This is a genomic window from Chromatiales bacterium 21-64-14 (assembly GCA_002255365.1).
GTDB lineage: Bacteria > Pseudomonadota > Gammaproteobacteria > 21-64-14 > 21-64-14 > 21-64-14.
The window spans coordinates 119,700-133,000 of sequence record NCBI01000006.1; the positions used below are offsets into that span (position 1 = coordinate 119,700).

General features: G+C 63.8%; 9 protein-coding genes and 1 tRNA gene. 8 read left to right on the forward strand and 2 right to left on the reverse strand.

Going from position 1 to position 13,301, the window contains the following annotated elements:
- The first annotated feature begins 57 nt into the window (after positions 1-57).
- Genes B7Z66_05520 through B7Z66_05530 form a run of 3 tightly spaced genes read left to right on the forward strand, consistent with a single transcriptional unit; the run spans position 58 to position 4,506 of the window.
- Entirely contained in the window at positions 58-1,326 is a 1,269-nt protein-coding gene (locus B7Z66_05520; GenBank protein OYV77299.1) for a glucose-1-phosphate adenylyltransferase, read from the forward strand.
- Entirely contained in the window at positions 1,316-3,031 is a 1,716-nt protein-coding gene (locus tag B7Z66_05525) for a glycoside hydrolase (GenBank protein ID OYV77300.1), read from the forward strand. The genes B7Z66_05520 and B7Z66_05525 overlap by 11 nt, the downstream gene beginning before the upstream one ends.
- Complete coding sequence (locus B7Z66_05530; protein OYV77301.1) at positions 3,028-4,506, forward strand: 4-alpha-glucanotransferase; 1,479 nt, start codon at positions 3,028-3,030, stop codon at positions 4,504-4,506. Before B7Z66_05525 ends, B7Z66_05530 begins: the two co-directional genes overlap by 4 nt.
- Positions 4,507-4,775: 269 nt before the next feature.
- Here B7Z66_05530 and B7Z66_05535 read toward each other — a convergent pair whose 3' ends face one another.
- Positions 4,776-7,334 (reverse strand): alpha-glucan phosphorylase, encoded by a 2,559-nt coding sequence (locus B7Z66_05535; protein OYV77302.1) that lies wholly within the window; start codon positions 7,332-7,334, stop codon positions 4,776-4,778.
- A gap of 176 nt (positions 7,335-7,510) precedes the next feature.
- Positions 7,511-7,597 (reverse strand) — tRNA-Leu (locus B7Z66_05540).
- A 128-nt stretch (positions 7,598-7,725) separates the two neighbouring features.
- On the opposite strand from B7Z66_05540, the gene B7Z66_05545 reads away from it, so the two are divergent.
- From B7Z66_05545 to B7Z66_05565, 5 genes are all read left to right on the forward strand, one after another.
- A complete protein-coding gene (locus B7Z66_05545; protein OYV77303.1) occupies positions 7,726-8,793 on the forward strand; it encodes a tRNA preQ1(34) S-adenosylmethionine ribosyltransferase-isomerase QueA in 1,068 nt (355 codons plus the stop codon).
- Entirely contained in the window at positions 8,790-9,905 is a 1,116-nt protein-coding gene (locus B7Z66_05550; GenBank protein ID OYV77304.1) for a tRNA guanosine(34) transglycosylase Tgt, read from the forward strand. Before B7Z66_05545 ends, B7Z66_05550 begins: the two co-directional genes overlap by 4 nt.
- A 73-nt stretch (positions 9,906-9,978) precedes the next feature.
- Positions 9,979-10,308 carry a preprotein translocase subunit YajC gene (locus B7Z66_05555; GenBank protein ID OYV77305.1) on the forward strand — a complete coding sequence of 110 codons (330 nt, stop codon included), beginning with the start codon at positions 9,979-9,981 and terminating at the stop codon, positions 10,306-10,308.
- Positions 10,309-10,445: 137 nt separating this feature from the next.
- Complete coding sequence (locus tag B7Z66_05560; GenBank protein ID OYV77330.1) at positions 10,446-12,305, forward strand: protein translocase subunit SecD; 1,860 nt, start codon at positions 10,446-10,448, stop codon at positions 12,303-12,305.
- A gap of 48 nt (positions 12,306-12,353) precedes the next feature.
- Positions 12,354-13,298 (forward strand): protein translocase subunit SecF, encoded by a 945-nt coding sequence (locus tag B7Z66_05565; GenBank protein ID OYV77306.1) that lies wholly within the window; start codon positions 12,354-12,356, stop codon positions 13,296-13,298.
- Positions 13,299-13,301: the final 3 nt, after the last annotated feature.

Sequence of the window (13,301 nt, forward strand, 5' to 3'; positions counted from 1 at the left end):
GCCGGTGTGCCAGGCCGGCCCAGATTCCAGCTGCAACCCACCAAGGGCAGGCTCAGGATGAACCTAGATTCGACGCCCCGCTTCGTCAGTCTGCTGACCCGGGATACCTTGGCGTTGATCCTCGCCGGTGGGCGCGGCTCGCGGCTTAAACACATGACCATGTGGCGAGCCAAGCCTGCGGTACCCTTCGGCGGGAAGTTCCGCATCATCGATTTTCCCCTTTCCAACTGTATCAATTCCGGGATCCGTCGTATCGGCGTCCTGTCCCAGTACAAGGCCCACTCCCTGATTCAACACATCCAGAAGGGGTGGGGATTCCTGCGCGGCGAATTCGGCGAGTTCGTCGAGCTGCTGCCTGCCCAGCAGCGCATCACCGCTTCCTGGTACTCCGGGACCGCCGACGCGGTCTATCAGAATATCGACATCATCCGCGGGCATGATCCCGGGTATGTGCTGATCCTGGCCGGTGACCACGTCTACAAAATGGACTACGGCCCGATGATCGCCCACCATGTGGATTCCGGCGCGGATCTTACCGTGGGCTGCATCGAAGTCCCGGTGGAGCGTGCCCGGGCCTTCGGTGTGATGAGCGTAGACACGGATGGGCGCGTGGTCCGGTTCAGCGAGAAGCCCGAGCATCCGCAGCCGATCCCCGGCCGCGAAGACCGGGCCCTGGCTTCCATGGGCATCTATGTGTTCAATACCCGGTTCCTGTATGAGCAGCTGATCCGGGACGCGGATCTGACCGATTCCACCCACGACTTTGGAAAAGATATCCTACCGTCGGTAATCAACCGCTACCGCGTGGTGGCCTATCCGTTCCGCGATGTGCAAAGTGGGCGCCAGAGCTACTGGCGGGACGTGGGGACCGTGGATGCCTACTGGGAGGCGAACCTGGAGTTGATCGGTGTCACGCCGGAGCTCAATTTGTACGATGAACGCTGGCCCATATGGACCTATCAGGAACAGTTGCCCCCGGCGAAGTTCGTCTTCGACAACGATGACCGCCGCGGGATGGCGGTGGATACCATGGTGTCCGGCGGCTGTTTGATCTCCGGGTCGACGGTGCGGCATTCATTGCTGTTCTCCAACGTCAAGGTTCATTCCCACGCGCTGGTGGAGGATTCGGTGGTGCTCCCGGACGTGGATATCGGGTGTCATGCGCGGGTCCGCCGTGCCGTGATCGATCGCGGCTGCCGGATTCCCGAAGGAATGGTCATCGGTGAGGATCCGGAAGAGGACGCCAAGCGGTTCTACGTTTCAGAGAAGGGGGTTACGCTCGTGATCCCGGAAATGCTCGGGCAGGTCCGCCACTATGTCCGGTGAGCCGCGCCTCAAGGTGGTGCTGTGCTGGCACATGCATCAGCCGCAGTATCGCGACCTGATCCGCGACAGTTACCAGTTGCCGTGGACCTACCTGCACGGGATCAAAGACTACGTGGATATGGCCGCGCACCTGGAGGCGGTGCCGGCGGCGCGGGCGGTGGTCAATTTCGCGCCGGTGTTGCTGGAGCAGATCGAAGACTATGCGCGGCAGGTGCGCGCTCATCTGGAAAACGGCGCGCAGATTCGCGACCCGCTGCTGGCGGCACTCGCCGGCCCGGACGGTCCTTCCGGGTCCGAGGCGCGGGCCGATCTGATCGCCGCTTGCCTGCGGGCCAATCCCAATCGCCTTATCGGCCGGTTTCCGGCCTACCAACGCCTGGTCGAACTGGCGCATTGTCTAGGGGATATCTCCGCGGGCGTGGAATACGCCAGCGACCAGTATCTCGCGGATCTGCTGGTGTGGTACCACCTGGCGTGGACCGGCGAGACCGTGCGGCGCCAGGACACCCGGATCAAGCGCCTCGAGAACAAGGCGACAGGATACACCCTGGCCGATCGTCGCCAGTTGCTTGGGGTGATCGGCGAGCAGTTGTCCGGGCTCATTGGGCGTTACCGGGTCCTCGCCGAGCGCGGCCAAGTGGAGTTGGCGGTCAGCCCCTACGCCCATCCTATCCTGCCGTTATTGTTGGAGCTGGGCTGCGCACGCGAGGCCTTGCCCGACGTGCCGTTACCGATGCTAGAGGGCTATCCCGGAGGCCGGGACCGGGCCCGCTGGCATGTGCGCGCGGCCATCGAGTGTTTTGAACGGCATTTCGGCATGCTTCCCAAGGGGTGCTGGCCGTCGGAGGGTGGGGTCAGCCAAGCCACGCTGAAGCTGCTGGAAGAACACGGGTTCCAGTGGACGGCGAGCGGGCAGGGCGTGTTGGCGAACAGCTGCAACCGGCGTTCCGGGGCCGCCACGGATCCGGAGGGGGCCTATACGGTGCATCAGCCCTACCGCTTGAAGGACGGGCGCATCGCGTGCTTTTTCCGTGACGATGGCTTGTCGGATCTGATCGGCTTCACCTATTCCGATTGGCACGCGGACGATGCGGTGGCCAATCTGGTGCATCACCTGGAGGCGATCGCCGGGGCCTCGCGTGAGCGGCCGAATGCGGTGGTGTCCATTGTGCTGGACGGAGAAAACGCCTGGGAGTACTACCCGGAAAACGGGTATCATTTTCTGAGCGCCTTGTACCGGCGTCTCGCGGAGCACCCGCAACTGGAACTCACCACGTTCTCCGCTGCCCTGGCTGGATCGGGGCCGCCTGCCGAACTACCGCGTCTGGTCGCCGGCAGCTGGGTGTACGGTACGTTTTCCACCTGGATCGGCGATCCCGACAAAAATCGCGGTTGGGATATGCTGGGGGCCGCCAAGCGCACCTATGACGCGGCGTTTGCCTCCGGCCAACTGAGCGACGAGCAATGCGCCAAGGCCCTGGAGCAGTTGGCGATCTGCGAGGGTTCCGACTGGTTCTGGTGGTTCGGCGACTATAATCCCGCGGACACGGTGCGGGACTTCGACAGTCTTTACCGCCGGCACCTGTCCGCCCTGTACCGGTTCCTGGGCAAGGAGCCGCCATCCTATCTGGACCAGCCGTTCACCCACGGTGGCGGCGCACCGCGGGCGGGTGGGACCATGCGCCCGGGTCAGGCCCAGTCGTGACGGAGGCGGGAGAGGTCCTGGACCGGCGCCGCGCCGGTGTGTTGCTGCATCCTACCTCGCTACCCGGCCCGGATCCCAGCGGCAATCTAGGTCCGGATGCCTACTGGTTCGTCAACTTCCTGCAGGACGCAGGCTTCGGAGTTTGGCAGACCCTGCCATTGGGCCCGACCCACGAGGACGGCTCTCCCTACCAGTGTCTGTCGGTGAACGCCGGCGACCCGCGGCTGATCAGCCGCACCTTGCTTGTCCAGTGGGGTTGGCTGGACGCAGCCGATCCCGCTTTCGGCGACCCGCGGCTGGCCTGTGTCGCTGCGTGCGCCGGTTTCATGTCCCGCGCCAACGGGGCGGAGCGTGCCGAATACGACGTATTTCTTGCGGAGAGCGCCGATTGGCTGGAGGACTACGCCCTGTTTCAGGCCTTGCGCGACGCCCACGACGGCAAGCCTTGGAACCAATGGCCGCGCGGCCAGCGCGACCGCGCTCCCAAGGCCCTGTCGCGTGTGCGGCGCGAATTGGGCGACGCGATCGAGCGGATCCGCTTCACGCAATTCCTGTTCCATCGTCAATGGCGGTTGCTGCGCACCTATGCCAACGAGCGCGGCATTCTGCTGTTTGGTGATCTGCCGATCTTCGTGTCCTACGACAGCGCGGAGGTGTGGGCGCAGCGCGAGTATTTCGCGCTGGATGAACACGGGTGTCCAGTAACCATTGCCGGGGTGCCCCCCGACTACTTCTCGGCTACCGGCCAGCGTTGGGGCAACCCGCACTACCGCTGGGACCGGATGGAAGGAGATGGGTTCCGATGGTGGGTGCAGCGGGTCGGTACCCAGAGCAAGCGGTTCGATCTGATGCGCATCGACCACTTCCGTGGCTTCGAGGCGTATTGGGAAATCGCGGCGGATGCGCCCACCGCGATGGAAGGGCGCTGGGTACAGGCGCCTGGCGACGCCTTGTTCCGGACCCTGCAGAAGACGTTGGGTCCACGCATCCCCTTGGTAGCCGAGGACCTGGGACTGATCACGCCCCAGGTGGAGGCCCTGCGCCAGCGTTACGGCTTCCCGGGCATGAAGGTTCTGCAGTTCGCCTTCGACGGGGCGCCTGACAACCCCTACCTTCCGCACCGGCACGAAGAGAACGGCGTGGTCTATACCGGGACCCACGACAACAACACGAGTCTGGGCTGGTTTGATGGGCTGCCGGAGGACGGGCGCCACGCGGTGCGGGAATATCTCGGCCATCCCTCGGAGCCGATGCCCTGGCCCTTGATCCGCAGCGCGCTGGCCTCGGTGGCGCGTTTGGCGGTACTGCCTCTTCAGGACGTGCTGTGCCTCGGTGCGGACCACCGGATGAACCGGCCTGGGACCACGCACGGAAACTGGCGCTGGCGGTTTGCCTGGGACTGGTTTCCCCAGGACGCGGCGTCGCGTATGCGCCACCTGATCCGGCTCTACGGACGCGTGCCTGCGAACGGTTGACACCCAGCGACGCCGGCGTCGTGCGCGGCCGATTGGATCAAGCCCGCACGAGCGTCCGCAGAATCGCGTCACAAAGCCCGAGATGTTTCCTGTGGCGCGCGCATTCGCCGGCGTGCCAGGTCCGGGTAGAGTTCGCCGAGGGCCCGCGATCGGCTGTCACGGCCCACGACACGGGCATGAAAACGGCGTAACCCGCGCCGCTTGCGCACCCCGCAGGCGTGGGCGATGACCCCGATTTTGTGCAGCAGATTGGTGACGCGTATTGAGCGCTACAACCAGACCATGCAGCCGGTCTCGAAGGGATGGCCGAGCAGCTGGTGGTAGGGGTACATCCGCAGCTTGTAGCACATCAGCCCGGAGAGGCTCGGGTGAAAGTTCAACCCGAACACCGTTTCCCCTTTCACGCGCTCGCCCTCGGGTTCCAGTTGCAGGCGCTCGTGGAGCTGAAACTCTCCGTTCAGCGACTCGGTGCCCACCAGGCACTCCACTACCACGTCGCGCGTGTCCAGGCCGCTGAGTTGCGCCGCGACCCGGATCGGCAGGGGATCGCCCGCTGCGATTTCCTGAGGTGTCACGTCGATGCGGCGCAACGACACTTTTTGCCAAGCGCGTTCGATCTTCTTCTTCCATGTCGCCAGTTCACGGGCGGGCGCGCCGCCGTTCTCCGACAAGAGGCGTGAATGCCGCCGCGCCGGCCCGTAGTACTCCGTCACGTAGTTCATCACCATGCGTTCCGCGCTGAATCTGGGCATCAGGGATTTGACCGACGCCTTGGACATGCGCACCCAGCCTTCGGAGTAGCCATGGCTGTTACGATTGTAATAGAGCGGAATTACCTGGTGCTCGAGGATGTCGAGCAGCTCCTGGGCTTCCTCCCGGTTGCGGTAGCTGGCATCGAATCCGGGCCCGTGGGGCGTGATGGCCCAGCCGTTCTCGCCGTTGTAACCCTCGCCCCACCAGCCGTCCAGCACACTGAGGTTGAGTACGCCGTTGATGCCGGCCTTCTGTCCTGACGTCCCGCTTGCCTCCAGGGGGTATTCCGGAGTATTGACCCACACGTCCACGCCGGTGACCAGTTTGCGTCCCAGCGCCAGGTCATAACCCTCCAGTAACACGATCTTGCCCTCAAACTCAGGACGCAGGGAGAACTCGTGGATAACCTGGATCAGGTGCTGGCCCGGCAGGTCGTTCGGATGTGCCTTGCCGGCGAATATCAATACCACCGGACGTTCCGGATGGTTCAGGATCCGCGCCAACCGTTCGGGGTCGCTGAACAGCAGGGTCGCGCGCTTGTAGGTGGCGAACCGGCGCGCGAAGCCCAGAGTGAGGATGTTGATCTCCTCGGGCGAGAGGTAGCGCGTGAGGCGTTCGATCTGGGATGCGCTGCATCCGTTGCGGCGATGCTGCATCACCGCACGGCGGCGCACGTCGGTCAGGAATTCCGATTTCAATGACTGGCGCAGGCTCCAGTAGCTGTAGTTCGGGATCTCGTCAATCCGTTCCCAATACACCTCGTTGAGTAGTTCGCTGCGCCATTCGCTGCCCAGACGCATGTCCAGCAGGTTCACCCATTCACGCGCCAGGAAAGTCGGCACATGGACGCCGTTGGTCACGTAGCGGATCGGGTTCTCATCGGGTGGGATCTGCGGCCACACGTAGCCCTCCATGCGCGACGCGACCGAGCCATGGATGCGGCTCACGCCGTTCTGGGAACGCGAGCCACGCATCGCCAGAGCCGTCATGTTGAAACCACCCTGGTTGTTGGGACTCGCCCCCAGGGACAGGAACTGCTCCATTTCGATCCCTAGTTGGGCGGCGAATCCGCTCAGGTAGGTGCTGGCCAGACTATGGTCGAAGATGTCGTGGCCAGCGGGTACCGGAGTGTGGGTGGTGAATACGGTGGCGCTGGCAACGCGTTCAAATGCGCTGTCGAAGTCCATGCCTTCGCTGACGTACTCCCGACAGCGTTCCAGGATCTGGAACGCCGGGTGGCCTTCGTTTATGTGCCATACGGTCGGATTGAGGCCCAATGCACGCAGGGCCCGTACGCCGCCGATGCCCAGCACGATTTCCTGCTGGATCCGGGTGACGTTGTCGCCCCCATACAGCTGGTAGGTTATGGAACGGTCCGCATCGCCATTCTGATCCGTGTCGCTGTCCAGCAGGTAGAGGCGGATATGCCCGACTCGCGCCTGCCATACCCGCAGAACCACCTGGCGCCCGGATAATTCCACGTGCACGCGCAGTTCCGCGCCGCTGGCGTCCCGGGCCGGCTCGGCCGGGAGGTCGGCGAACGCGGTGGGATGGTAATGGGCCACCTGATTGCCATGTCCATCGATGGTCTGGGTGAAGTAGCCCTGGCGGTAGAGCATGCCTACCGCGACGAAGGGCAGGCCGAGGTCGCCCGCCGCCTTGCAGTGGTCGCCGGCCAGGATGCCGAGACCGCCGGAATAGATCGGCAGGCTTTCATGCAGTCCGAATTCAGCGCAGAAATAGGCTACCAGGTCCGTTTCCGGGTCGAGATGTTGTTCGATTCCGCTGCGCACCTCTTCGCGTTGGTAGGTGTCATAGACCGACAGTGCCCGGTTGTACTCTTCCAGGTAGATGCGGTCCTCGGACGCGTCATCCAGGCGCTGCTGCGCGACCTGGCGCAGGAACACCTTGGGGTTGTGACCGCAGCGGTCCCACAGCTCTGGATCAAGACGATAGAATAGTCCGCGCACCTGCCGGTTCCAGCTGTACATGAGGTCGCTGGCGAGTTCCTGGAGACGCGCAAGGCGTTCTGGGATCCGCGGCTGTATTTCCAAGTGGTATCGGGTGCCGGTCATAAGCGTATCGGTGTCTTTCCGTCTATGGAGAATCTTGGGCCGCGTGGGCCGAGGAGCCTGCGGCGCCGGGGTCCGTGCGGAACACGCCGGTTATCCTGTTGGGCGGACCTGCTAGCTGCTGCGGGTGCCGGTTGGGACCGCCGTGGTGGATGTTACCACCATTGCGAATTCACGGATGGTGCCGGGAGAGAGACTCGAACTCTCACGATGTCGCCATCACCGGATTTTGAGTCCGGCGCGTCTACCAGTTCCGCCATCCCGGCCGTCGGACGGACTAGTATAAGGGTTATTGGTAGGCGGGCAAGCGGGGCGTTCGCCGGGCCGGTCCCGGGTGACGCGGGCGCCCGCTTGGGCGGTGCGGTGCACCAGGGCTGTGCTAACATCGCGCACCATGTTGCGGCGGGATTTCGAGTATCAGCTCCCTGCGGATCTGATTGCCCAGCGGCCCTCGGATGAGCGCAGCGCCAGCCGGCTGTTGCACCTTGATGGTGCCGCTGACACCTTGGAAGACCGCGTGTTTCGCGATCTTCCCGGCCTGTTGCGGCCCGGTGATCTGCTCGTGTTCAACGACACTCGAGTGATCCCGGCGCGTGTGTATGGTGTCAAGCCCAGCGGCGGGCGGGTCGAGGTGCTGGTGGACCGGGTGATCGGGCCGGCGGAGGCGTGGGTCCGGATCCGGGCGAGCAAGGCGCTCCGGCCCGGGGATACGTTACGCTTGGAGGGCGGCGTGGCGGCGGTGGTCCGGGAGCGCTCGGCGGATCGGTTCCGGCTGAGTTTCGACGATCCGCGACCGCTGCCCGACTTGCTGGACGAGGTTGGCCATGTGCCGCTGCCTCCCTACATCCGCCGCGGTGACGAACCGGCGGACCGTGCACGCTATCAGACCGTCTATGGATGCCGGCCGGGCGCCATCGCAGCACCTACCGCCGGCTTGCATTTTGACGTCCCGATACTGGAGCGTCTCCGGGAACGCGGTGTGGACAGTGCGTTCGTGACGCTGCACGTGGGCGCTGGCACCTTTCAGCCGGTGCGCGAGGACCGGGTGGAGGAGCACGTCATGCACCCTGAGCAGGTGGATGTGGGGGATGAGGTCTGCGCAAAAGTGCGCCGCGCCCGGCGTGCCGGCGGGCGGGTGGTGGCCGTGGGCACCACGGTGGTGCGCAGCCTGGAGAGCGCGGCACGCGACGGGGAACTGACCCCGTTGCGGGGTGAAACGGATCTATTCATCCTGCCGGGTTTCCGCTTCCGAGTGGTGGATGCCCTGATTACCAATTTTCACTTACCGGGCTCTACCCTGTTGATGCTGGTCTGCGCCTTCGGCGGGTATCAGCGCGTGATGGACGCCTACCGTCACGCGGTGGAGCGCTGTTACCGGTTCTACAGTTACGGCGATGCGATGCTGGTTGTGCCGCCGGCCCTGGGCCCTGAGCGGGCGCCGGCACCTGGGATGACTACGTGAATTTCGACATTCTGGCCACTGACGGTACGGCCCGGCACGGGCGCATGGTGTTCCCGCGAGGCGCGGTTGCGACCCCCGCGTTCATGCCGGTGGGAACCCGTGGCACTGTGAAGGCCATGACGCCGGACGAGGTGCGCGGCCTGGGTTACGAGTTGATCCTGGGCAACACCTTCCATTTGATGCTGCGGCCTGGCTTGGAGGTGATACGCGCCCACGGTGGACTGCACGGGTTCATGAACTGGTCCGCGCCGATCCTGACCGATTCCGGCGGTTATCAGGTATTCAGTCTGGCGAAGATGCGGCGTATCTCGGAACAAGGAGTCACCTTCCGCTCGCCGGAGGATGGCGCGACGGTGTTTTTGGGCCCCGAGGAGTCCATGGCGGTGCAGCGCGCGCTGGATGCCGACGTGGTCATGGCCTTTGACGAGTGCACACCCTACCCGGCCACTCCACAGCAGGCACGCGAGTCCATGGAATTGTCTGCCCGTTGGGCCCTGCGCAGCCGCCGTGCCCACGCCGATAATCCCGCGGCGTTGTTCGGGATCGTGCAGGGCGGGATGTATCCGGAACTTCGGGAGGCGTCGCTGTCCACCCTGACGGAGATCGGTTTCGACGGCTATGCCCTCGGCGGCCTGTCTGTCGGGGAGCCCAAGGCGGAGCGCCTTGGGGTCCTCGAGTATACCGTGCCGCGCATGCCTGCCACGGCCCCCCGTTACCTGATGGGAGTGGGGACGCCGGAGGACATCGTCGACGCGGTGTGCCGCGGCATCGACCTGTTTGATTGCGTGCTGCCTACCCGCAACGCGCGCAACGGCTTCCTGTTCGTGGGCCAAGGCACCTTGCGGATCCGCAATGCCCGTTACCGGAACGACTTGCGTCCCCCGGACGAGGCCTGTGGCTGTTACACCTGCCGGAATTACAGCCGGGCCTACCTGCGGCATCTGGACCAGTGCAATGAGATCCTTGGCGCGCGGCTCAATACCATCCACAACCTTTATTACTATCAGGGCCTGCTGCAGGGCCTGCGGGAAGCCATCGCGGCCGGCCGGCTGGCTGCGTTCGTCCGGGATTTCTACGCCGGGCGCGTGCAAGCTGCGGAGAGTGTGGCATAATGGGGCGCCTTCACGCCCGGGCCACACATGGGCGGGAGCCCGATTCCCTTTCATCAGCCACACAGGACACGGCATGAGCCTCTTGATTACCGACGCCTGGGCGCAGGGTGCCTCGCAGTCGTCCGGGGACCCGCTGCTCAGTTTTCTGCCCCTGGTCTTGATCTTTGTGGTCTTCTATTTCCTGCTGATCCGTCCTCAGGCCAAACGCGCCAAGGAGCACAAGAATTTGGTCGCTTCCCTGAGCAAGGGGGATGAGGTGGTCACCACCGGCGGACTCGCCGGCCAAGTCACGGAGGTGGGGGAGAACTTCGTGATGGTGGAGATCGCCGGCAACACTCAGGTGCGCATCCAGAAGCATGCCGTGGCGACGGTGTTGCCCAAGGGTAGCCTGAAGAGCCTGTAGGAGCCCGCCCGGACCATGAACAGCCTGCTGGAACGGGAGGGGCGCGGCCGGGTGCACCGCAGTGTGGTGTCCGACGCGGCCTGCCCGCCGGATTCGTGCATGATATTACCGTCAGCGGGCCGAGGCCGCGTGTCGTGATCAATCAATACCCCCTGTGGAAATACCTGCTTATTCTCGCCGTCATACTCGTGGGCACGCTCTACGCCTTGCCCAACATCTACGGCCAGGACCCGGCGGTGCAGATATCGTCCACCCGAGGCGTGGCGGTGGGGGTGCCGGTGCGGGAGAAGGCGGCTGCCGTGCTCAAAAAGGCCGCCATCGGTTATAAGTCCATGGCATTTCACGACGGGCGCCTGCTGATCCGGTTCAACGATACCGACGATCAACTGCGCGCCCGCGGTCTCTTGGCGGCTGGGGTGGGCAGCGACTACGTGGTGGCCCTGAACCTGGCCGCATCCACCCCGAAGTGGCTGCGGGATATCAACGCCAAGCCCATGTATTTGGGGCTGGACCTGCGCGGCGGTGTCCATTTTCTGATGTCGGTGGATACGCACGCGGCGGTTCAACAGTCCCTGGAGAGCGACGTCAGCGACCTGCGCACCCTGCTGCGCAGGAAGAAGATCCGCTACACCGACGTATCCCGGGACAAGGACACGATCCGGCTACAGTTCCGCGACGCCAGTGATCGGGACCGCGCCCGCGATCTCATCAAGGCGGAGGAGGGGGATCTGACAGTCACTGAGGTCCCGAGCCAGACAAAGTTCGAGTTACATGCCTCCCTCAGTCCCCAGCAACAGCGGACCATCCGCAACTTCGCGGTTCAACAGAACATCACCACCCTGCGCAACCGGATCAACGAGCTAGGCGTGGCCGAACCGGTCATTCAGCAGCAGGGCAAGGACCGGATCGTGGTGGAGTTGCCCGGCGTGCAGGACACGGCGCGTGCCAAGGAGATCCTGGGCGCTACGGCGACGCTGGCATTCCACATGGTGGATGAGAACCACAGCGCGGAGGATGCCTTGGCCACCGGCCATATCCCCGCGGGTTCGCGGATCTATCGTGAGCGAGACAACGGGCGCCCGGTCCTCCTGTACAAGCGAGTCATTATTACCGGCAACCAGATCACCGACGCTTCCTCAGGGTTGGACCAGGAGAGCGGACAAGCAGCGGTATTCGTGACCCTGGACGGCAAGGGTGCGCGTATCATGGAGAATACGACGCGCAAGAATATTGGCCGGCGGATGGCGGTGGTGTTCATCGATAACAAAGTCACCACGAACATGGTGGACGGCAAGCCGGTACGGGTGCAGAAAAAGGTTGAGAACGTCATCAATGTAGCGGTGATCCGCGGCCAGTTCGGCAAGCGTTTCCAAATCACCGGGCTGGACAATCCGGTGGAAGCGCGCAATCTGGCGTTGCTGTTGCGGGCTGGGGCGCTGGCCGCGCCGATCGAGATCATCGAGGAAACCACCATCGGTCCGAGTCTTGGCAAGGAAAATATCAAGCAGGGGTTCGAGGCGGTCGCCATGGGTTTCCTGGCGGTTTTGGTGTTCATGAGCGCCTACTATCGGGTGTTCGGTCTGGTGGCGAACTTGGCGCTGCTCTTAAACTTGGTGGTCGTGGTGGCGCTGCTCTCTATTCTGCAGGCCACCCTGACTATGCCGGGTATCGCGGGCATCGTATTGACGCTAGGTATGGCGGTCGATTCCAACGTGCTGATCTATGAGCGCATCCGTGAGGAGCTGCGCAACGGCAACACACCCCAGGCCAGCATTCATGCGGGTTTCGATAAGGCCTTCGGGACCATTATCGACTCCAACGTCACCACGCTCATCGCGGCGATCGTGCTGTTCAGCTTCGGTACCGGGCCGGTGAAGGGCTTCGCGGTGACCCTTTCCATCGGCATCCTGACCTCGATGTTCACGGCGATCATGGGCAGTCGGGCCGTCATCAACCTGATGTATGGGGGGCGCAAGGTCAAACGGCTCCTGATCTGACGTCCAGTCCGGGCGGCGCTCACGGATCACGATTGGCAGGCGATCGACGTGGAATTCTTCAAGGCCAACCTCAACATCGATTTCATGGGCAAGCGCGCCTATATGGCGGTGATGTCCGTGATCCTGATCGCCATCAGCCTAAGCTCGCTGGTGGTCCGCCAGCTCAATCTGGGGTTGGATTTCACCGGCGGCACCTTGCTGGAGGTGAGTTACCCGCAGCCGGTGGGGCTCACCGGGGTGCGTGCAGCGCTGACCAAGGCCGGTTTCCCGGATGCGGTGGTGCAACACCTGGGCAATGCCGAGGACTTGTTGGCACGGATCCCGCCACACGGCAGGGAATCCAGCGCGCAGCTGAGTACCCGGGCGATGGCGGCACTGAGCGGCGTGTTGCCGGGAGTAGAGCCCAAGTTGCGGCGCGTGGAGTTCGTCGGTCCCCAGGTGGGCCACGAGCTGGCCGAAAAGGGCGGGCTCGCGATGCTTTATGCCCTGATCGGAATCCTGATCTACGTAGCTATGCGTTTCGAATGGCGCCTTGCGCTGGGCGCGGTGCTCGCTACCGTTCACGACACGTTGTTCACGCTTGGGTTCTTTTCGTTGTTTCACATCGACTTCAACTTGACGGTGTTGGCCGCGGTCCTCGCGGTGATCGGGTATTCGCTCAACGACACCATCGTGGTGTTCGACCGGATCCGGGAGAACTTCCGGCGCATGCGCAAGGGCAGTCCTGTGGAGATCATGAACGCCTCCATCAATCAGACCCTGTCGCGTACCATCATGACCAGCAGCACCACGATGCTGGTGGTGGTGGCGTTGTTCTTTTTCGGCGGCGAAGTGGTACACGGATTCGCGCTGGCGCTGATCGTCGGGATCGTGATCGGGACGTTCTCATCCATCTACGTGGCGAGCCCGCTGGCCCTGTGGCTGGGAGTGAGTAAGGCGGATCTGATGCCCGCGCGCAAGGAGCAAGGGGATTCGGACGGGAGGCACGTATAGCGT